Consider the following 20,676-nt stretch of genomic DNA (forward strand, 5'->3'; position numbering starts at 1 on the left):
CCACCACGAACCCGAGGTGGCGGCCCACTTTTAGCAAAGGTGTAGTTGCGATGAAACGTGTAGGTCTGATCGGTTGGCGCGGTATGGTCGGTTCCGTGCTCATGCAGCGGATGCTGGAGGAGCAGGATTTCGACCTCATTGAGCCGGTGTTCTTCACTACCTCCAACGTAGGTGGCCAGGGCCCGAACGTGGGCAAGGACATTGCTCCGCTCAAGGACGCTTATTCGATCGAAGAACTCAAGACCCTCGACGTGATCCTGACTTGCCAGGGCGGCGACTACACCAACGAGGTGTTCCCCAAGCTGCGTGAAGCCGGCTGGCAGGGCTACTGGATCGATGCCGCTTCGTCGCTGCGTATGCAGGACGATGCAGTGATCGTTCTGGACCCGGTCAACCGCAAGGTCATCGATCACCAGCTCGATGCCGGTACCAAGAACTACATCGGCGGCAACTGCACCGTCAGCCTGATGCTGATGGGCCTGGGTGGCTTGTTCGAAGCCGGCCTGGTGGAGTGGATGAGCGCCATGACCTACCAGGCAGCCTCGGGTGCTGGCGCACAGAACATGCGCGAGCTGATCAAGCAAATGGGAGCCACCCATGGGGCAGTTACCGATGACTTGGCCAACCCAGCCAGCGCCATCCTCGATATCGACCGTAAGGTGGCCGAAGCCATGCGTGGCGAAGCGTTCCCCACCGAGAACTTCGGCGTGCCGCTGGCAGGCAGCCTGATTCCGTGGATCGACAAGGAACTGCCGAACGGGCAGAGCCGTGAAGAGTGGAAAGCCCAGGCCGAGACCAACAAGATCCTTGGTCGCTTCAAGAGCCCGATCCCAGTTGACGGCATCTGCGTGCGCATCGGCGCCATGCGCTGCCACAGCCAGGCGCTGACCATCAAGCTGAACAAGGACGTGCCGCTGGCCGACATCGAAGGCATGATCAGCCAGCACAATCCATGGGTCAAACTAGTGCCCAACCATCGTGAAATCAGCATGCAAGAGCTGACCCCGACCAACGTCACCGGTACCCTGAACGTTCCGGTTGGCCGCCTGCGCAAGCTGAACATGGGCTCGCAGTACCTGGGCGCGTTCACCGTAGGTGACCAATTGCTGTGGGGCGCCGCTGAGCCGCTGCGCCGCATGCTGCGGATCTTGCTGGAGCGTTGATCGCTTTTGCGGTGCCGAAAACCCGTGCTGGTGACAGCGCGGGTTTTTTTATGCCTGTGCGGGCCTCTTCGCGGGTGAACCCGCACCACGCCATAATAGGATCCCTGCAAGAGCAGGTTCACCCGCGAAAGGGCTAGCACAGACAAACCACTACAATCCAAGTAAAGTGCCGCCCCCGCCGTTTCAGTAAAAGGACCTCTACCATGACCACTCCCCTGGATATCGCCATTGTCGGTGCTACCGGCAGCGTGGGTGAAACCCTCGTGCAGATCCTCGAAGAGCTGGCTTTCCCGGTCGCAACCCTGCACCTGCTGGCCAGCATGGAATCGGCGGGCAGCAGCGTGATGTTCGCTGGCAAGAAGATCAAGGTGCGGGAAGTCGATAGCTTCGACTTCGCCCAGGTCAAGCTGGCCTTCTTCGCCGCCAGCCCGGCGGTCAGCCGCAGCTTTGCAAGCAAGGCTCAGCAGGCCGGCTGTACCGTCATTGACCTTTCCGGCGCTCTTGAAAATGCCCTGGCCGTGGTCCCCGAGGCCAATGGTGACAGTATTGCCACGCTCAAGCTGCCGGCGCTCATCACCAGCCCTAGCTGCGCCGCCGTTGCCTTGGCGGTCGCCCTGGCTCCACTGAAGGGTCAACTGGGCATCGAACGGGTGCAGGTAATGGCCGCGCTGGCCGTGTCCGCCCAGGGTCGCGAGGCGGTCAGCGAGCTGGCCCGGCAAACGGCAGAACTGCTGAACGCCCGCCCGTTAGAGCCACGTTTCTTCGATCGGCAGATGGCTTTCAACCTATTGGCTCAGGTCGGCCCGGTCGATGAGCACGGCCATACCGGCGTGGAGCGCCGCCTGGTGGAGGAGTTGCGCGTACTGCTGGGGCTGGCGAAGCTGAATATTTCCGTGAGCTGCATTCAAGTCCCGGTGTTTTTCGGCGATAGCTTCAGTGTGGCATTGCAGTGCCGCGAACCCGTCGATCTGGCGCAGGTGAACCAGGCGTTAGAGCAGGCCGACAGCCTCGAGCTGGTGGAAAACGATGACTATCCCACCCCAGTCGGTGACGCAGTCGGCCAAGACGTGGTCTATGTTGGTCGTGTACGCCGTGGAATTGACGACAGCCAGCAACTGAACCTGTGGCTGACCACCGACAACCTGCGCAAGGGCGCAGCGCTGAACGCCGTCCAGGTGGCGCAATTGTTGATTAAACACATGGTGTAAAAGATACTGGCGAGCACTTTTGTCCCGCGCCACGTACGGGTTTTTGGGACGATTCATACAAGGGAAGAGGTCATGCTTCGAATTCGCAAATTGGTTCTGGCCATGGCGGCAGCGTCTGCGCTGACGTCGGGCATGGCGAATGCCCTGGGGTTGGGTGAGCTGACATTGAAGTCGGCGCAGAACCAACCGCTGGATGCCGAGATCGAACTGCTTGATGTGCGCGACCTCACCGCAGCCGAAGTGGCCCCAAGCCTGGCACCGCCCGAAGAGTTCAGCAAAGCCGGGGTTCCGCTTGCGGCTTACCTGCAAGACCTCACCTTCACACCGGTGATCAACCCTAACGGCAAGAGCGTGCTGCGGGTCACTTCGACCCAGCCGCTGCCGGGAACGGTGGTCAAGTTTCTGGTTCAGGTGATGTGGCCCCAGGGCCGCCTGCTGCGTGACTACAGCGTGCTGCTCGACCAGGCGCAGGCTCAGGGCCAGCAGTCAGCGGCGGGCAACATCACGCCGGCTACCAGCAGTGCCGCCAGCTATACCACCAAGCGGCGCGACACCCTGTGGCAGATCGCAGCTCGCAACACCCAGGGCGGCGGTTCGGTACAGCAGACCATGATCGCCATTCAGGCGCTCAACCCCGATGCATTCATCGGCAACAACATCAACCAGCTGAAAGTTGGCCAGGTATTGCGCCTGCCTGACCAGCAGCAGATCCAGAGCATTCCCCAAGGGGAGGCCAACCGCGAAGTGGCTGAACAGTACGCAGCCTGGCGTGAGGGCCGGCGTCTGGGGCCGCGGGCGCGCCAACTCGACGCTACCCGGCGGGGTGCCGCCGATGCAGCGCCTGAGCGTATCGCCCAGGGTGACAACCTGCGCCTGGTGACCCCGGGCAACCAGGCTGGTGCTGACAGCGCCAAGGCTGTCAGCGACAAGCTTGCGGTGGCTCAGGAAAGCCTGGACACCAGCCGCCGTGACAACGAAGAGCTGAGAAGCCGCGTCAGCGATTTGCAAAGCCAGATGGACAAGTTGCAAAAGCTGATCCAGCTCAAGAACGATCAACTGGCCCGTCTGGAAGCGCAGGGGGCTGCAACCGAAGCGCCGGCAGCTCCGTTGCCGGGTGAATCAGCGCCGGTACAGCCAGCGGCGGCCGATGTTGCCCCTGCCGAGCCAGTGGTGGCGCCTGCGCCAGCTGCTGCAGACACCGCACCTGCTCAGGCTCCTGTCGATGAGGTGCCAGCTGCGCCAGAGCCGCCAAGCGCACTCGATGACATGCTGGGCAACCCACTCTTGCTGGGGCTGATTGCCGGTTCCGCCTTCCTGGTTCTGCTGCTGCTTTTGCTGTTGCTGGCGCGCAAGCGCAAGGCCCAGCAGGAAGCGGAAAAACATTTGCGCATGGCCCGTGCGCTGGCTGAGGAAGGCGAGCGCAGCCCAGATCTCGACCTGCCGCCGAGCAGTTTCGATGAGTTGGAAGTGTCCGCACCTAGCGTGACCCTTTCGCCTGCAGTGGTAGCCGCTTCGGCTGCTGCCGCCGTTGCCGCCGAAAAGCCCGCAGCCCCAGCAACGCCAGCGGCTGAACCTGAGCCGCAGCTGGACCCGAACGCCGCATTACTGGCCGAAGTCGATTTGAGCCTCTCGCGTGGTCGCCTCAACCACGCGGCCGATCTGCTGGAAGCAGCCGTGGCGGCGCAGCCCGAAAATGACGCCTTGCGCCTTAAACTGATGGACGTCTATGCCCGTCAGGGTGACCACAGCGCATTCGTCGACCAGGAGCGTAAGCTGGCTGGCAGCGAGGTGAACGCTGCGCAGGTCAACAGCCTCAAAGAGCGCTACCCGGCGATGCTGGGCCTTGCTGCCGGCGCCGTGGGTGCCGCCGCGCTGGCCGCTGAAATGGACGAGCAGTATGTCCATGAGCTGCTCAAGGAAGAGCCACAAGCGCCAGCGGCGCCCGAGCAAGCACCGCAGCCTGCAGCAGAACCTGAGGTGGATCTCGACGCCGCTGCCGAAGCTTTCACCGAGACGTCGGTCCTTGATGATCACGACCTGGACAGCGCCTTCGACTTGAGCCTGGAGGACGAGTTGCCAGCGGGTGAGCCGGCCGAACCGCCGATGCTCGATGAAATGTCTTTGGCCGAGCCGCAAGCGGCAGTCGAACCGCCAGTCGACCAGGCGCCGACCGATGCCGATGACGATTTCGAAGCCATGCTGGCCCAGGCTCAAGCCCAAGCCGAGCCCCAGAACGTCGACGACCTGGCTGATTTCGACTTGGCCGATTTCGATCTTGATGCGGGGCAAGCAACGACCCCGGCTGCTTCGGTCGTGCAGGACGAAGAGCCAGTGGATGTCGCAGCGGAACTTGCAGCTTTCGACGCCATTCCAGAATTCGACCCGATTTCCGAGCTGGAATTGCCGGACGACTTCGACCTTTCACTGTCGCTGGATGACGACTCGCCCGCTGCCAAGAATTTCGCTTCGGAGCTGAACGACGTCAACGCCGAGCTCGACAAGCTGTCCCAGAGCCTGGAATCACCTTCACTGGAGCCGCACTTCACCGCTGAAGACGCTGCCGCTGAGCCTGAGCCGCTGGACGATCTGGACTTCGACTTCTTCTCCGGTGCCGATGAGGTGGCGACCAAACTCGACCTGGCGCGTGCCTACATCGACATGGGTGACCATCAGGGCGCCCGTGACATCCTCGACGAGGTGGTCAAGGATGGTGATGACGGCCAGCGTCAAGAAGCCGAAGACATGCTATCGCGCTTGGTTTGAGCATACAGTCCCGGCTTCTTCGCCGGTGAACCGCCCCCGCGAGCGCTGCACCGGTCTTTAGCCGTTGCCATGCTCTGGGTTCACCTGCGAAGCGGCCCTCATGCCCATACACATTCAATGGCAGCCCTATGGCTGCCATTGTCGTTATAATCCCCGCCATTTCGTATCACCCACAGGTTTCATGCTCTTGGACATCATCGACACCGCCGCCGCCGAATCGGCCGCCGAAGGCTTCACCCGCATTGCGCTGGGTGTGGAATACAAAGGTTCGCGCTACCGTGGCTGGCAGCGCCAGGCCAGCGGCGTGCCCAGCGTCCAGCAGGCCCTGGAGCAGGCGCTGTCGAAGGTGGCCGACGAGCCGATCAGCGTGATTTGCGCCGGGCGCACCGACGCCGGTGTACATGGCTGTGGGCAGGTCGTGCACTTCGACACCCGCGCCGTGCGTGACGAGCGCGCCTGGACCCTTGGCACCAATTTCAACCTGCCCCACGACATCAGCGTGGTATGGTCGCGGCCAATGCCGGCAGATTTTCATGCGCGCTTCAAGGCCTGCGCCCGGCGTTACCGCTACGTGATCTACAACGATCCGATTCGCCCCGCGCACCTGGCCGAAGAAGTCACCTGGAACCACCGCCCGCTGGATGTCGAACGCATGGCCCAGGCTGCTCAATACCTGCTCGGAACCCACGATTTCAGTGCGTTCCGTGCCAGCCAGTGCCAGGCCAAATCACCGATCAAGCACATCCATCATCTGCGGGTCACTCGCCACGGTCAGATGATCGTCCTGGATGTGCGTGCCACTGCTTTTCTGCACCACATGGTGCGCAACATTGCCGGCGTGCTGATGACCATCGGTGCGGGCGAGCGCCCGGTTGAATGGGCACGGCAGGTGCTTGAGGGGCGCAACCGCCGCGAGGGCGGGGTGACCGCACACCCATACGGCCTATACCTGGTGCAGGTGGAGTACCCGCAGGCCTACCAATTGCCGCAGCGCTACATCGGCCCACACTTTTTAACCGGTTACCAAACGCTGGCTGACTGACTGACGCATCGGTAGTCATTTGCTACCATCGGACTTTTGACCAATCACCTAGGGTTTGCTGTTCATGAGCAACGTTCGCAGCAAGATCTGCGGGATCACCCGCATCGAAGACGCGCTGGCCGCCGCCGAGGCGGGGGCCGATGCCATCGGTTTCGTCTTCTATGCCAAAAGCCCGCGTGCGGTGGACGTCCGCCAGGCCCGCGCGATCATCGCTCAGCTGCCTGCTTTCGTAACTACCGTGGGCTTGTTCGTCAACGCCTCGCGCTGTGAGCTGAATGAGATTCTCGAGGTGGTGCCGCTGGACCTGCTACAGTTCCACGGCGACGAAACCCCGGCCGACTGCGAGGGCTATCACCGCCCTTGGATCAAAGCGCTGCGGGTGCGCCCTGGTGATGACCTGGAAGCGGCCTGCCAGCACTATGCCGGCGCCCGTGGCATTCTTCTGGACACCTACGTGGCCGGTGTACCTGGTGGTACCGGCGAGGCCTTCGACTGGTCGCTGGTGCCGGCACGCCTGAGCAAGCCGGTCATCCTCGCCGGTGGATTGTCGGCTGAAAACGTGGCTCAGGCCATTGCCCAGGTGCGGCCGTATGCGGTGGATGTCAGCGGCGGTGTGGAATATGCCAAAGGCATCAAAGATGCAGCGAAGATCGAAGCCTTCATGCGTGCGGTGAAGCAGGCGTGAAGGCAGATGTGACGGCTGGCGGCGCGCCATCGTCCATAGCTTTCGCAGCCCTGCGGGGCGGCCAGCGGCATGCCGCCTGGCAAAATGACAGATTGAAGACGGTGCGCTACGCGGGCAGCCCCTGCGGCCGGGCCGTCATCGTTTCATAGAAGAATTTGAGCTCAAGGGCAGGGCAGGCCGGCCAGTCCGGTCCCCGTCCGCCAATACTGGAGAAAGAAAGCATGAGCAACTGGTTAGTCGACAAACTGATCCCTTCGATCATGCGTTCCGAGGTGAAGAAGAGCTCGGTGCCCGAAGGCCTGTGGCACAAGTGCCCGGCCTGCGAGGCCGTGCTGTATCGTCCGGAGCTGGAAAAAACCCTGGATGTCTGCCCCAAGTGCAACCATCACATGCGCATCGGCGCGCGTGCCCGTATCGACATCTTCCTCGACCCGGAAAACCGCACCGAGCTGGGTGCCGAGCTTGAGCCGGTCGATCGCCTGAAATTCCGTGACGGCAAGAAGTACAAGGACCGCCTGACCGCTGCGCAGAAGCAGACGGGCGAAAAAGACGCGTTGATCTCCATGAGCGGCACCCTGATGGGCATGCCGATCGTGGTCAGTGCGTTCGAGTTCTCGTTCATGGGTGGTTCCATGGGCGCCATCGTCGGTGAGCGTTTCGTGCGTGCCGCCAACTACGCCCTGGAAAACCGCTGCCCAATGATCTGCTTCTCTGCCTCGGGCGGTGCGCGGATGCAGGAAGCGCTGATCTCGCTGATGCAGATGGCCAAGACTTCGGCGGTACTGGCACGCCTGCGTGAAGAAGGCATTCCGTTCATCTCGGTGCTCACCGACCCGGTCTACGGCGGCGTATCGGCCAGCCTGGCCATGCTCGGTGACGTCATCGTTGGCGAGCCAAAGGCGCTGATCGGCTTCGCCGGCCCGCGGGTAATCGAGCAGACCGTGCGCGAAAAACTGCCTGAGGGCTTCCAGCGCAGCGAGTTCCTGCTCGAGCACGGCGCCATCGACCTGATCATCTCGCGTGGCGAGCTGCGCCCGCGGCTGGCTCGCCTGCTGGCGCAGATGACCGGTCAGCAAACCCCAGAGCAGGCCCGTGAGGTGGCTGCGGTCGCGTGATGACACAACGATCTCTGGGCGAGTGGCTCGCCTACCTCGAGCAGTTGCACCCTTCGGCCATCGACATGGGCCTTGAGCGGTCGCAGAAGGTGCTTGCCCGGCTGGCGCTGGGCAAACTGGCGCCTCGAGTCATCACCGTCACGGGCACCAACGGCAAGGGCTCGACCTGCGCCTTCGTGGCCTCGTTGTTGCGCGCCCAGGGCCTGAAAGTGGGCGTGTATAGCTCGCCCCATCTTCTGCGCTACAACGAACGGGTGCTGATCGATGGCCAGCAAGCCAGTGATGAGCGCCTGTGCCAGGCCTTTGCCGCTGTCGAAGCGGCGCGAGGCGAAATTTCCTTGACCTACTTCGAGATGGGCACGCTAGCTGCGTTCTGGTTGTTCTACCAGTCGCAGCTCGATGCTGTGGTGCTGGAGGTAGGCCTTGGCGGTCGCCTGGACACCGTGAACGTGGTCGATGCAGACCTGGCGTTGGTGACCAGCATCGGCGTTGACCATGTCGATTACCTGGGCGATACCCGCGAACTGGTGGCCTTCGAGAAGGCCGGCATCTTCCGTGCTGGCAAGCCTGCACTGTGCGGCGATCTGGACCCACCACAGCCACTGCTGGACAAAGCCGCCGAACTGGCCGCGCCGCTTTTCCTGCGTGGCCGTGATTTTGATCTGGTCAGCACCGACGATGCTTGGAGCTGGCGCGGCGTGGCCGCGGACGGCCAAGCGGTAGAGCTGCAGGGCATGCCGCTGCTCGACCTGCCCATGGAAAACGCAGCCCTGGCGCTGCAGGCGTTTGTGTTGATGGGGTTGCCCTGGGATGCAGGGCAAATTCGCCAGGCATTGCTCGATACTCGCATCACCGGTCGCCTTGATCGTCGTCAGCTGACCTGGCAGGGCAAGTCGGTCGAGTTGCTGCTCGATGTGGGTCACAATCCCCACGCGGCACAGTATTTGGCTCGGCGCTTGGCGTCGCGCCCTCTGGCAGGTCGGCGGCTGGCGGTGTTCGGCCTGCTAGCCGACAAGGATCTGGAGGGTGTGGTCGCTGCGCTGCACGGGCTCGTCGACGACTGGGCGGTTGCGCCATTGCACTCGCCCCGCAGCCGCCCCGCAACCGAATTGGCCACGGCACTGGCGAACCACGGCGCAGTGGTGAAGTCTTACGCCAGTGTCGACGCTGCCCTCGAAGGGCAATGCGCGCAGGCGACAGCAGATGACCAGATTCTGCTGTTCGGTTCGTTTTTCTGTGTCGCCGAGGCTCTGGAGTGGCTGGAGCGGCAGGCCCTGGAGGGGTGATTAGATGGCAGTGCTGGACAAAGGGATGAAGCAGCGCATGGTGGGTGCTTTGGTGCTGGTGGCCCTGGCAGTGATCTTTCTGCCGATGTTGTTCACTCGCCAGGACGAGATGCGCCAGGTGCATGTCGAGGCCCCCCAAGCCCCTGCGATGCCGGCTCTGCCTGAGGTCAAGGTCGACCCGGTGACCGTGCCCGAGCCGCAGCCGTTGGCAGAGGAGCCCGAGCAGCCGCCCGTGGTGGTCAATGAGTCCAGCGCACCAGTCAAGACGCCAAGCCAGCCCATCACGCCATCGCCGCAGACTCAGCCTCAAGCCCAGGCCCAGGCCAAGCCACAGGTAGCTGCGCCGACCCCTGCGACCGCTGCCAAGTCAACTGCGCCGGTCGCGACGGCGCCTGCAGCGTCGAAAATCGACGTCAATGGCTTGCCGGTGAGCTGGTCGATTCAGTTAGCCAGCCTGTCCAACCGGGCCGGCGCGGAAAACCTGCAGAAAACCTTGCGCAGCCAGGGTTACAACGCCTACATCCGCTCGGCAGGTGGCATGAACCGGGTATATGTCGGGCCATTGATCGAACGTGCCGAAGCGGACAAGCTGCGTGAGGCGATCAATCGCCAGCATAAGCTCAACGGTTTCGTAGTGCGTTTCCAGCCCGAAAAAGGCTGACAAGACGGCGGCCTTGGCGGCGGCGGACCCACCCGTCAATGGGCGCTACAGACGCCCATTCGCTCGGGCGTTTTCGCCAGGGTTCGAGTAACACGCAAGGCCTTGTGCAGGGCAGGCCAAAAGCGAAAAACCTGACCCAGGGATCCACCTGACATTCCGCTTACTACCGGCCTTTGGCTCTGGTAAAATGCGCCGCCTCAAACGTCTGTAGGCAGCACCGTGGCCTTTACCCTGGTTGATTGGGCGATCATCGCGATCATCGCCGTCTCCACACTGATCAGTCTCAAGCGTGGCTTCGTCAAGGAGGCCCTGTCCCTGCTCATCTGGATCGTTGCAGGGGCAGTGGCGTGGATGTTCGGCGGGTCCCTTTCGGTGTACCTTGAGAGCTACATTCAGACGCCGTCCATGCGCACCATTGCCGGCTGCGCCATTCTTTTCGTCGCCACCCTGCTGGTGGGGGCCATGCTCAACTTCCTGATTGGCGAGTTGATCCGAGTGACTGGGCTGTCCGGGACCGATCGGTTTCTGGGTATGGCCTTTGGCGCCGCCCGCGGCGCCTTGCTGGTGGTGGTGGCAGTCGGCCTGCTCAGCCTGGGGCCGGTGCAGCAGGACGCGTGGTGGCAGGAATCACGCCTGATACCACAGTTTCTATTAATCGCTGACTGGTCGAAAAACCTGATTCTGGGTTTCACCAGTCAGTGGTCTTCCAGTGGGGTGATCAGCGCTCCGGCTGATCTTCCATTCAAGGAGCAGTTGCTCGGGCCGGCAAAGCCCTGAGCGCTGTTCGTTCAAGTTTCATCAAAGTAGGGGTTGCGTCGCATGTGTGGCATCGTCGGTATCGTCGGTAAGTCGAACGTCAATCAGGCGCTGTATGACGCGCTTACGGTCCTTCAGCACCGCGGCCAGGACGCTGCCGGTATCGTGACCAGCCACGACGGCCGGTTGTTCCTGCGCAAGGATAATGGCCTGGTGCGCGATGTTTTCCAGCAGCGCCACATGCAGCGCTTGGTCGGTAACATCGGGATCGGCCACGTGCGCTACCCGACTGCGGGCAGCTCGACCTCGGCCGAGGCTCAGCCGTTCTACGTCAACTCGCCATACGGCATCACCCTGGCGCACAACGGCAACTTGACCAATGTCGAGCAGTTGGCCAAAGAGATCTACGAATCGGATCTGCGCCACGTCAATACCAATTCCGATTCGGAAGTGCTGCTGAACGTGTTCGCCCATGAGCTGGCCGTGCGTGGCAAGCTGCAACCGACCGAAGAAGACGTGTTCGCCGCCGTTTCCCACGTTCACAGCCGCTGCGTGGGCGGTTACGCGGTGGTGGCGATGATCACCGGCTACGGCATCGTCGGCTTCCGTGACCCGAACGGCATCCGCCCGGTGGTGTTCGGCCAGCGCCACACCGACGAAGGTGTGGAATACATGATCGCCTCCGAAAGCGTTGCCCTGGACGTGCTCGGCTTCACCCTGATCCGCGACCTGGCGCCCGGAGAAGCGGTGTACATCACCGAGGAAGGCCAGCTTTACACCAAGCAGTGCGCCGAAGCGCCGAAACTGCAGCCGTGCATCTTCGAGCACGTCTACCTGGCCCGCCCAGACTCGATCATCGACGGTATTTCGGTATACAAGGCGCGTCTGCGCATGGGTGAAAAGCTCGCTGACAAGATCATGCGCGAGCGCCCTGACCATGATATCGACGTGGTCATCCCCATTCCGGACACCAGCCGTACAGCTGCGCTGGAACTGGCCAACCGTCTGGGCGTGAAGTTCCGCGAAGGCTTCGTCAAGAACCGTTACATCGGCCGTACCTTCATCATGCCTGGCCAGGCCGCGCGCAAGAAATCCGTGCGTCAGAAGCTCAATGCCATTGAGCTGGAGTTCCGCGGCAAGAATGTGATGCTGGTGGACGATTCGATCGTGCGTGGCACCACCTGCAAGCAGATCATCCAGATGGCCCGCGAAGCCGGTGCCAAGAACGTCTACTTCTGCTCCGCAGCGCCTGCGGTGCGTTACCCCAACGTCTACGGCATCGATATGCCGAGTGTTCATGAGCTGATCGCCCACAACCGGACCACCGAGCAGGTGGGCGAACTGATCGGCGCCGACTGGCTGATCTATCAGGACCTGCCGGACCTGATCGATTCGGTTGGCGGCGGCAAGATCAAGATCGATCAATTCGATTGCGCGGTGTTCAACGGTGAATACGTCACCGGCGACATCGACGAAGCCTATCTCGACCGCATCGAGCAGGCCCGTAACGACATGGCCAAGGTCAAGAACCAGGCCGTCAGCGCGATCATCGACCTCTACAACAACTGATTGGGGAGCGACGGCATGACAGATCAATGGGATGCCGGGCGACTGGACAGTGACCTCGAGGGTGTCGGCTTCGACACCCTGGCGGTGCGCGCCGGTCAGAACCGTACACCGGAAGCCGAGCACAGCGAAGCGCTGTTCCTGACTTCCAGCTATGTATTTCGCACGGCCGCCGATGCTGCTGCGCGTTTTGCCGGCGAAACGCCGGGCAATGTTTACTCGCGCTACACAAACCCGTCGGTGCGCGCTTTCGAGGAGCGCTTGGCTGCGATGGAAGGTGCCGAGCAGGCGGTGGCGACTTCCACCGGCATGGCTGCACTGCTTGCCGTAGTCATGTCGCTCTGCAGTGCTGGCGATCATGTGCTGGTTTCCCAGAGCGTGTTCGGCTCGACCATTAGCCTGTTCGAGAAGTACTTCAAGCGCTTCGGCTTGCAGGTTGATTACGTGCCGCTGGTCGACCTGGCTGGTTGGGAAAAGGCCATCAAGGGCAATACCAAGCTGCTGATCGTCGAGTCGCCTTCCAACCCCTTGGCTGAACTGGTCGACATCAGCGCCTTGGCCGAAATTGCCCATGCCCACGGCGCCATGCTGGTGGTGGACAACTGCTTCAGCACGCCGGCGTTGCAGCAGCCGCTCAAGCTCGGTGCCGACATCGTGTTCCACTCGGCCACCAAGTTCATCGATGGCCAGGGCCGTTGCATGGGCGGGGCGGTAGCTGGCCGTGCCGAGCAGATGAAAGAAGTGGTGGGCTTTTTGCGCACCGCCGGGCCGACGCTTAGCCCGTTCAACGCATGGATCTTCACCAAGGGCCTGGAAACCCTCAAGCTGCGCATGCGTGCGCACTGCGAGAGCGCCCAGCGCCTGGCAGAGTGGCTGGAGCAACAGGATGGCGTGGAAAAGGTGCATTACGCCGGCCTGCCGAGCCACCCGCAGCACGCGTTGGCCAAGCGCCAGATGAGCGGCTTCGGCGCGGTGGTCAGCTTCGAGGTCAAAGGTGGCAAAGAGGGCGCCTGGCGCTTCATCGATGCGACCCGAGTGATTTCGATCACCACCAACCTAGGCGACAGCAAAACCACCATCGCTCACCCGGCCACTACCTCCCACGGCAGGCTGACGCCGCAGGAGCGTGAAGCCGCGGGTATTCGCGACAGCTTGATCCGCGTTGCCGTTGGTCTTGAAGACGTGGCCGATCTGCAGGCTGACCTGGCTCGTGGATTGGCGGTGCTTTGATGGAAATCACAGGCGGTGTACCTGGCCATAATGGTCGGGTTGCTCTGGTCACGGGTGCTGCGCGCGGCATCGGCTTGGGTATTGCCGCCTGGTTGATCTGCGAAGGTTGGCAAGTGGTGCTCAGTGATCTGGACCGCCAGCGCGGAGCTAAAGTGGCCAAGGCCTTGGGCGACAACGCCTGGTTCATCACCATGGATGTGGCCGATGAGGCCCAGGTCAGTGCCGGCGTTTCGCAGGTGCTTGGCCAGTTCGGGCGGCTGGATGCGCTGGTGTGTAACGCGGCAGTCGCCAATCCGCATAACCACAGCCTGGAAAGCCTCAGCCTTGCGCAGTGGAACCGGGTGCTAGCGGTGAACCTCAATGGCCCTATGCTGCTGGCCAAGCATTGTGCGCCGTACCTGCGCGCGCACAATGGCGCGATCGTCAACCTGACCTCCACCCGTGCCCGCCAATCGGAGCCCGACACCGAGGCTTACGCGGCAAGCAAGGGTGGCCTGGTAGCCTTGACCCACGCCCTGGCGATCAGCCTTGGCCCTGAGATTAGGGTCAATGCCGTGAGCCCAGGCTGGATCGATGCCCGTGATCCCTCCCAGCGACGTGCCGAGCCTTTGAGCGATACCGACCACGCCCAGCATCCAGCGGGCCGGGTAGGCACCGTGGAAGATGTCGCGGCCATGGTTGCCTGGCTACTGTCGCGCCAGTCAGGGTTCGTCACCGGGCAGGAGTTCGTGGTCGACGGTGGTATGACCCGCAAGATGATCTATACCTGAGCAGGCAGCGATCACCCGAAGGGACCGAAAGGTCCCTTTTTCGTTTTCCGCTTTTTTGAAAAAAATTCAATGGGGCTATTGACTTAGCTTCGGTACCTGCGTAAATTTCGCGGCCTCAGCGAAGCAAACGCAACAAGCAACATCGCGAGGGTGATTAGCTCAGCCGGGAGAGCATCTGCCTTACAAGCAGAGGGTCGGCGGTTCGATCCCGTCATCACCCACCACTTCCTGAGAGTGTTTCTAGTGCTTGAAGCTTCAAAGAAGCCGATAAGCCGGAGAGAAACGCACTGCGCAGCGGTAGTTCAGTCGGTTAGAATACCGGCCTGTCACGCCGGGGGTCGCGGGTTCGAGTCCCGTCCGCTGCGCCATTTTTCAGTAACAGATGGGTGTCAAACACCGGTCTGTAGCCAAAGGCAAAAGCCTGAGGCTGATCCCAGTTTCAATCAGGCGCAAGCCTGTACGATACGCAGCGGTAGTTCAGTCGGTTAGAATACCGGCCTGTCACGCCGGGGGTCGCGGGTTCGAGTCCCGTCCGCTGCGCCATCTTCGTTTCAAGGGCCCTAGAACACCTTGAAGCAAACGCAAATGAAGCGATCGAACATCGCTTTTTTTGTGCCTGCCCTAAGGCCATCGTGCTTCCGGGGTAGACCCAGGTTTCAATCGGGCGTAAGCCTGAGTGATACGCAGCGGTAGTTCAGTCGGTTAGAATACCGGCCTGTCACGCCGGGGGTCGCGGGTTCGAGTCCCGTCCGCTGCGCCATATTCGCTACAAGGCCCCTTGAACGCCTTGTAGCAACGAAAAAGCGACCTTAGGGTCGCTTTTTTCGTTTCTGGACTTGCTTGCGGTAACGATATTTACACGAACCTAACAGACTCTTCACCGATCAACGGTTCCTGTGGCTGCCTGCTGTGATGCACAATAGGCCTCTTTTAGACTCACCCGGAATTTGCAATGACTCGATCATCCGTCTTCAATGCGCTCGGGCTGGCCCTGGTGCTGGCGGGCGTGGCTGGCTGCTCTGCGAAGAAACCTGCCATCTACGAGCATGAGCATTTCGATGACTCGGGGACCTACTCGCGCAGCTTTGCGGTAAGTGACGCAGGGTCTTGCGAAGCGGCTCGTCGCGCTTTGCTCAGCCAGGGTTACATCATCACCAGTAGCGGCGCCAATCAGGTGATGGGCAACAAGAGCTTTCAACAGAACAGCGAAAACCATCTGCAGATCAGCTTCAATGTCACGTGCGCGCCAGACGTGAATGACGAAAAGCGTTCGACCATGTTCGCCAACGCCCTGCAGGACCGCTACAGCCTGAAAAAGTCCAACAGCTCGGCAAGCCTGGGTGTAGGGGTGCTTGGCTCGGTTTCCATGCCTATTGGCTCCAGTGACGACTCGATGGTGAAAGTCGCCAGTGAGACGGTCACGGCCGCCCAGTTCTATGATCGCTATTTCGCCCTGGTCGAAAGTTACCTGCCCAAACCCAAGAAGGCCGTCAAAGCCAAAGTCGAAACACCTGTGACCAAGCCCGAAAAGCTGGCACCCGATTTGGGTCTGCCTGAGCAGGCTGCCGCGGCCGCTGCTGCCAGCCCGGTGAGTGACGCTGCACCTGCGGTTGTGCCAGCCAGTGAAGCGGCGGCCTCCGCCCCTGTAACCACGCCTGCGCCCGCCAGTGAAGCCGCTGCCAAACCGGTGGTCGATGACAGCCAAGGTTCGCAGCCGATTGCGCCGCCGGCGCAGCCCGCACCGATTCAGGTGGAGCAGGGCGCATCACCCGAAGCGGCAACCTCGCCATCGCTTTAACGCGTTGTTACAGGACTGTCGCTAACGCTTGGAACGCCTGCTACGTTTAGTACTCATAAGCTTGTCATCATTTCGTCACCGTGCCCGCTTAGGTTGATGACATGACAAACGAAGACAGATGAGAAGAGGACGCAGGACCATGGACGACTATCAGGAAGAGCTGCTCGAGTTTCACGCTTACGAACTGGATCCGCCCGAACCGGCTGACGACGCTACAGAGCTCTAGCCTGCTCGCCGCTGGCTGCGGCGAAACTCTCCCGGCGTAAGGCTTGTCCAGCGCTTGAATGCGCGCTGGAAAGCCTCTGCCGATGCAAACCCCAACAGATAGGCGATCTCCCCGAACGCCAGCTCCGTATCGCGTATGTAGGCCTCGGCGAGGTCGCGCCGCGTGTCATTGAGCAGGTCGCGAAAGCGCGTGCCTTCTTCAGCCAACTTTCGCCTGAGTGTCCAGGTGGGCAGCTGCAGTTGTAACGCCACTTCTTCCAGGTCAGGTTCTCGGCCTCCATTGAGTAAAGGGCCTAGCAAGTGGGTGATACGTTCGCCCAGGCTGCGAACGCGTGTGCGCTGCAGCATTTGTGCTTCACACAACTGCATCAAGTGCGCGAAGGTGCTGGGGCAATGCTGAGGGTTCGCCTGCTCGAGCGTGCTGCGTGCAAGGCGCAAGCGGTTCCCGCTGCCGGCAAACTGCACAGGGGTGCTGCACAGGCTTTGGTAAGCGGCGGCATAGCCGGGGGCGTTGAATTCGAGCTCCAGTCGCTCGGCTTGCAAGGGTGCGTTTGTCAGTGCCCCCAGTTGAGCCAACCAGCCGGCTAATAGCGAATCGACCACAAAGCGGTTGTAGTCGTTATAGGGGCTGATCGAATAGAAGTGCAGCCAGGCGCCCTGGGGGTCTTCCTGGTAACTGGAGTGCCCACGGTAGTTGGCAGCGTAAAGAGGTTCGAACCGCAGCAACGTACGTGCAGCGTCGCCTACCGTCGGGGCCTGTGCCGCGGTCACGCCGGCCAGCCCGGCCTGTGCGATGCGACTCAAACGCCCCATTCGCAGCCCAAGTGCCGGTTCGCCACTCAGTGCGATGGCGGCATGCCCAAGGTGCATATAGCGTGGGATCGACAGACGTGCCCCAGGCTCGGCCAGCCGCGCGGCATCCAGCCCGTATTGCCCAAGCAGGGGAGCCGGGTCATGGCCCAGCTCGAGCAGGGCTTCTGCCAGTGGTTGCACAAAGCCCACCGACAGATCGCCCAGACGTACCCGTGGGCGGCTCATGAGCTTATAGCCACAGGTTCAGCAGGCGCGCGCCGTGACTGGTGGAACCCGTCAACAGCTCGCCTGCCTGGTGGGCGAAGCCCTGGCCATCGCTGCCCACCTCCCAGAATTGCCCGCGCATGAACACGCTCATACTGCTCACGCCATCGCCGCCAACTTGGGTCAGGCGCTGCCAGGCGCTCTGTTCACTGACTTCGCCACGTTTGAAAGCCAGTGCGGCAGCGGCATCCTGATGACGATTGCCGCGCCAAGGTGCCTGCCAGCTACCTTTGCCGCTGAGAAACACCGGGTTGGCGATCAATTGCACCTGCTGTTGCTGCAGCTGACGCAGGTTTTCAGGGTACCAGCTGTCACTGCCCACAAGCACCCCGAGGCGTCCGGCAGGGGTCTGCAAAACCTGTAATGGAAACGGGTGACCAGAGTGGATAAACCGCCGTGTTTCGCTATCCGGGTATTGCTGGTGCTGGGGCTGACCCATGAGCGAGCCGTCGGCGGCGAATACCATGCTGCTGTTGAACAGCGGCCCCCGGCCGATGTGCAAAACCCCCTGCTCGACATAGGGTGCTGGCAGCACGATAGAGCCTGCCACCAAGGTAACGCCAAACTCTTTGGCGAGGCCGCCGAACAGCTGTTGGTAGTCGCTAGCCATCTGCTGCGCCTTCATACGCAAATGGGCGTCGGCACGCCGGTCATCGCCCCTGGCAGCGAGCATCGCCAGGCCATAGCGAAGCGGGTTGCTAAGCTCAAGCCATTGCTCGGCGTCGCGGTTGCGGGTGGCCTGATACAGCTCGTTCTTTTCGCCGCGCGCCCAAAGCCAGGTGCCGATGTGCTCTGGCAGCACCACCACGGTGCGCGGGTTTACCAGGCCTTGGTCGCGGGCCTGTTCCAGGTAGGCGGCAAGCTTGCGGTGCAGGCGTTGCAAATTCTGGTAGTCGCTGGGGAACAGTAATGGCTCGATACCGAGCAGGTTGCCCCGCTCGCCGGGCACCCCATGGTTGAGCGCCACCGCGATGCGCAGATCGGAAAGGTAGTGACCTTCAGGCCGCTGTTGAGTCCACAAGCCATAGCCGCCGATGGCGGCAATCATCACCAGCGCCAGGGCGCCTGCCAGGAGTTTACGCATCGAGCGGTACAGCACCTTGAAAATGGCGGTGACCTAGGGTAGTCCTGCTGTGCGATTGGATCAATAAGTTGTCAGTTTCGATCATTGAGCCCTTTCAAACGGCTGTTTAATGTCGCAGCTAGACAACGACGGGCCCCGCCGAGGTGCCCGCACTCCGTGATCATGCCACCTTGGGAACCGAACCATGGCTGCCGACCGCTACCCACATCTGCTGGCCCCTTTGGATCTGGGCTTCACCACTTTGCGCAACCGTACCCTGATGGGCTCGATGCACACCGGCCTCGAGGAGCGTCCGGGTGGCTTCGAGCGCATGGCTGCTTATTTCGCCGAGCGCGCGCGCGGCGGTGTAGGCCTGATGGTCACTGGTGGCATTGCGCCGAACGATGAGGGCGGGGTGTACGCCGGTGCTGCCAAGCTCAGCACCGATGAAGAGGCAGAAAAACACCGCATCGTCACCGAAGCGGTGCATGCTGCAGGCGGCAAGATCTGCCTGCAGATCCTGCATGCCGGGCGCTATGCCTACAGTCCACGGCAGGTGGCGCCAAGCGCCATTCAGGCACCGATCAACCCGTTCAAGCCCAAGGAGCTTGACGAGGCAGGTATCGAGAAGCAGATCGCCGACTTCGTCAATTGCGCCGTGCTGGCCCAGCGGGCCGGGTACGATGGCGTTGAAATCATGGGTTCGGAAGGTTACTTCATCAACCAGTTTCTCGCTGCCCACACCAACCAGCGCAGCGACCAATGGGGCGGCAGCTACGAAAACCGTATGCGCCTGGCGGTAGAGATCGTCACCCGGGTGCGTGAGGCAGTCGGGCCGAACTTCATCATCATCTTCCGCCTGTCGATGCTCGACCTGATCGAGGGTGGCAGCACCTGGGATGAAATCGAACTGGCGGGCAAGGCGATCGAGCAGGCTGGCGCGACCTTGATCAATACTGGCATCGGCTGGCACGAGGCACGCATCCCGACCATCGCCACCAAAGTACCGCGCGCGGCATTCACCAAGGTCACCGCCAAGCTGCGCGGGGCTGTCAGCATTCCACTGATCACCACCAACCGCATCAACACCCCGGAGGTTGCCGAAGCAGTGCTTGCCGAGGGTGACGCCGACATGGTGTCGATGGCCCGGCCGTTCCTTGCCGACCCCGAGTTCGTCAACAAAGCGGCCGAGGGCCGTGCTGACCAGATCAACACCTGCATCGGCTGCAATCAGGCGTGCCTGGACCACACCTTCGGCGGCAAGCTCACCAGCTGCCTGGTCAACCCGCGGGCCTGCCATGAAACCGAGCTCAACTACCTGCCGGTGCGCACCGTGAAGCGCATCGCCGTGGTGGGCGCTGGCCCGGCCGGCCTGGCAGCCGCCACCGTGGCCGCCGAACGCGGCCATGACGTGACCTTGTTCGATGCCGCCAGCGAGATCGGCGGGCAGTTCAATGTGGCCAAGCGGGTGCCGGGCAAGGAAGAGTTCTACGAAACCTTGCGCTATTTCCGTAACAAGTTGAAAAGCACCGGTGTTGACCTGCGTTTGAATACTCGAGTGGATGTACAGACGCTAATAAACGCAAAGTTCGACGAGATCATCCTGGCTACCGGTATCGCACCGCGTACACCGGCCATTCCCGGCGTTGAGCATGCAAAAGTCCTGAGCTACCTGGATGTACTGCTCGAGCGCAAACCGGTGGGCAAGTCGGTCGCTGTGATCGGTGCCGGTGGTATCGGTTTCGACGTTTCCGAGTACCTGGTGCAACAGGGCGTGGCCAGCAGCCTGGACCGCGAAGCGTTCTGGAAAGAGTGGGGGATCGACACCCATCTGCAGGCACGTGGTGGCGTGGCCGGGATCAAGCCAGAACCCCATGCGCCTGCGCGCCAGGTGTACCTGCTGCAGCGCAAGAAATCCAAAGTTGGCGATGGCCTGGGCAAGACCACTGGTTGGATTCACCGTACCGGGTTGAAAAACAAACACGTGCAGATGCTCAACAGCGTGGAGTACCTGAAGATCGATGACGACGGCCTGCACATTCGTATCGGTGAAGGCCAGCCGCAGGTTCTACCGGTGGACAATGTGGTGATCTGTGCCGGGCAGGAACCGTTGCGAGAGCTGCAGGACGGGCTGCTGGCCGCGGGGCAGTCGGTGCATCTGATCGGTGGCGCCGATGTGGCGGCTGAGTTGGATGCCAAGCGGGCTATCAACCAGGGTTCGCGTCTGGCTGCCGAACTTTGAATTCGCTGGGGTGCACAGCGCCCCCG

16 protein-coding genes and 4 tRNA genes are annotated in these 20,676 nt (G+C 61.9%); 18 read left to right on the plus strand and 2 right to left on the minus strand.

The genetic code is table 11. From position 1 onward, the window contains the following. The first annotated feature begins 50 nt into the window (after positions 1-50). The 17 genes from asd (at position 51) to J5M56_RS07620 (ending at position 16,043) form a co-directional block, all read left to right on the plus strand. Positions 51-1,163, plus strand: a complete 1,113-nt coding sequence (gene asd, locus J5M56_RS07540; RefSeq protein ID WP_060478251.1) for an aspartate-semialdehyde dehydrogenase — start codon at positions 51-53, stop codon at positions 1,161-1,163. Between the two features lie 203 nt (positions 1,164-1,366). Beyond that, positions 1,367-2,371: an aspartate-semialdehyde dehydrogenase gene (locus tag J5M56_RS07545; protein WP_207936279.1), complete on the plus strand. Its 1,005-nt coding sequence runs from the start codon at positions 1,367-1,369 to the stop codon at positions 2,369-2,371. A gap of 72 nt (positions 2,372-2,443) precedes the next feature. Beyond that, positions 2,444-5,134, plus strand: a complete 2,691-nt coding sequence (locus J5M56_RS07550; RefSeq protein WP_207936281.1) for a FimV/HubP family polar landmark protein — start codon at positions 2,444-2,446, stop codon at positions 5,132-5,134. 187 nt (positions 5,135-5,321) lie between these two features. After that, on the plus strand, positions 5,322-6,176 hold the full coding sequence (gene truA, locus J5M56_RS07555) for a tRNA pseudouridine(38-40) synthase TruA (RefSeq protein WP_202884445.1): 855 nt from the start codon (positions 5,322-5,324) through the stop codon (positions 6,174-6,176). A gap of 64 nt (positions 6,177-6,240) precedes the next feature. Then, positions 6,241-6,861 (plus strand): phosphoribosylanthranilate isomerase, encoded by a 621-nt coding sequence (locus J5M56_RS07560; protein ID WP_060478255.1) that lies wholly within the window; start codon positions 6,241-6,243, stop codon positions 6,859-6,861. 221 nt (positions 6,862-7,082) lie between these two features. Next, positions 7,083-7,976 carry an acetyl-CoA carboxylase, carboxyltransferase subunit beta gene (gene accD / locus J5M56_RS07565; protein WP_060478256.1) on the plus strand — a complete coding sequence of 298 codons (894 nt, stop codon included), beginning with the start codon at positions 7,083-7,085 and terminating at the stop codon, positions 7,974-7,976. Next, positions 7,976-9,262: a bifunctional tetrahydrofolate synthase/dihydrofolate synthase gene (gene folC, locus J5M56_RS07570; protein WP_207936283.1), complete on the plus strand. Its 1,287-nt coding sequence runs from the start codon at positions 7,976-7,978 to the stop codon at positions 9,260-9,262. The genes accD and folC overlap by 1 nt, the downstream gene beginning before the upstream one ends. A gap of 4 nt (positions 9,263-9,266) precedes the next feature. Further along, positions 9,267-9,923 (plus strand): SPOR domain-containing protein, encoded by a 657-nt coding sequence (locus tag J5M56_RS07575; protein WP_207936285.1) that lies wholly within the window; start codon positions 9,267-9,269, stop codon positions 9,921-9,923. A 219-nt stretch (positions 9,924-10,142) separates the two neighbouring features. Beyond that, positions 10,143-10,700: a CvpA family protein gene (locus tag J5M56_RS07580; RefSeq protein WP_060478259.1), complete on the plus strand. Its 558-nt coding sequence runs from the start codon at positions 10,143-10,145 to the stop codon at positions 10,698-10,700. Between the two features lie 42 nt (positions 10,701-10,742). Next, positions 10,743-12,248 (plus strand): amidophosphoribosyltransferase, encoded by a 1,506-nt coding sequence (purF, locus tag J5M56_RS07585; protein WP_060478260.1) that lies wholly within the window; start codon positions 10,743-10,745, stop codon positions 12,246-12,248. Between the two features lie 15 nt (positions 12,249-12,263). Next, complete coding sequence (locus J5M56_RS07590; RefSeq protein WP_060478261.1) at positions 12,264-13,475, plus strand: O-succinylhomoserine sulfhydrylase; 1,212 nt, start codon at positions 12,264-12,266, stop codon at positions 13,473-13,475. Then, entirely contained in the window at positions 13,475-14,245 is a 771-nt protein-coding gene (locus J5M56_RS07595) for an SDR family oxidoreductase (protein WP_186476686.1), read from the plus strand. The genes J5M56_RS07590 and J5M56_RS07595 overlap by 1 nt, the downstream gene beginning before the upstream one ends. Positions 14,246-14,393: 148 nt before the next feature. Beyond that, a tRNA-Val gene (locus J5M56_RS07600) sits at positions 14,394-14,469 on the plus strand. A 67-nt stretch (positions 14,470-14,536) separates the two neighbouring features. Beyond that, positions 14,537-14,613: transfer RNA gene (locus J5M56_RS07605), tRNA-Asp, on the plus strand. 98 nt (positions 14,614-14,711) lie between these two features. After that, a tRNA-Asp gene (locus J5M56_RS07610) sits at positions 14,712-14,788 on the plus strand. 140 nt (positions 14,789-14,928) lie between these two features. Then, positions 14,929-15,005: transfer RNA gene (locus J5M56_RS07615), tRNA-Asp, on the plus strand. 192 nt (positions 15,006-15,197) lie between these two features. Continuing rightward, entirely contained in the window at positions 15,198-16,043 is an 846-nt protein-coding gene (locus tag J5M56_RS07620; RefSeq protein WP_207936286.1) for a DUF2242 domain-containing protein, read from the plus strand. A gap of 222 nt (positions 16,044-16,265) precedes the next feature. Here J5M56_RS07620 and J5M56_RS07625 read toward each other — a convergent pair whose 3' ends face one another. Then, positions 16,266-17,306, minus strand: coding sequence for an AraC family transcriptional regulator (locus J5M56_RS07625; RefSeq protein ID WP_207936287.1), 1,041 nt, complete (start codon positions 17,304-17,306; stop codon positions 16,266-16,268). Between the two features lie 4 nt (positions 17,307-17,310). Further along, a complete protein-coding gene (locus tag J5M56_RS07630; RefSeq protein WP_207936288.1) occupies positions 17,311-18,429 on the minus strand; it encodes a nitrilase-related carbon-nitrogen hydrolase in 1,119 nt (372 codons plus the stop codon). A gap of 184 nt (positions 18,430-18,613) precedes the next feature. On the opposite strand from J5M56_RS07630, the gene J5M56_RS07635 reads away from it, so the two are divergent. Next, positions 18,614-20,650 carry an NADPH-dependent 2,4-dienoyl-CoA reductase gene (locus tag J5M56_RS07635; protein ID WP_207936289.1) on the plus strand — a complete coding sequence of 679 codons (2,037 nt, stop codon included), beginning with the start codon at positions 18,614-18,616 and terminating at the stop codon, positions 20,648-20,650. The last annotated feature ends 26 nt before the right edge of the window (positions 20,651-20,676 follow it).

Source organism: Pseudomonas sp. 51_B, assembly GCF_017491595.1.
In the GTDB taxonomy this organism is placed as follows: Bacteria; Pseudomonadota; Gammaproteobacteria; order Pseudomonadales; family Pseudomonadaceae; genus Aquipseudomonas; species Aquipseudomonas promysalinigenes.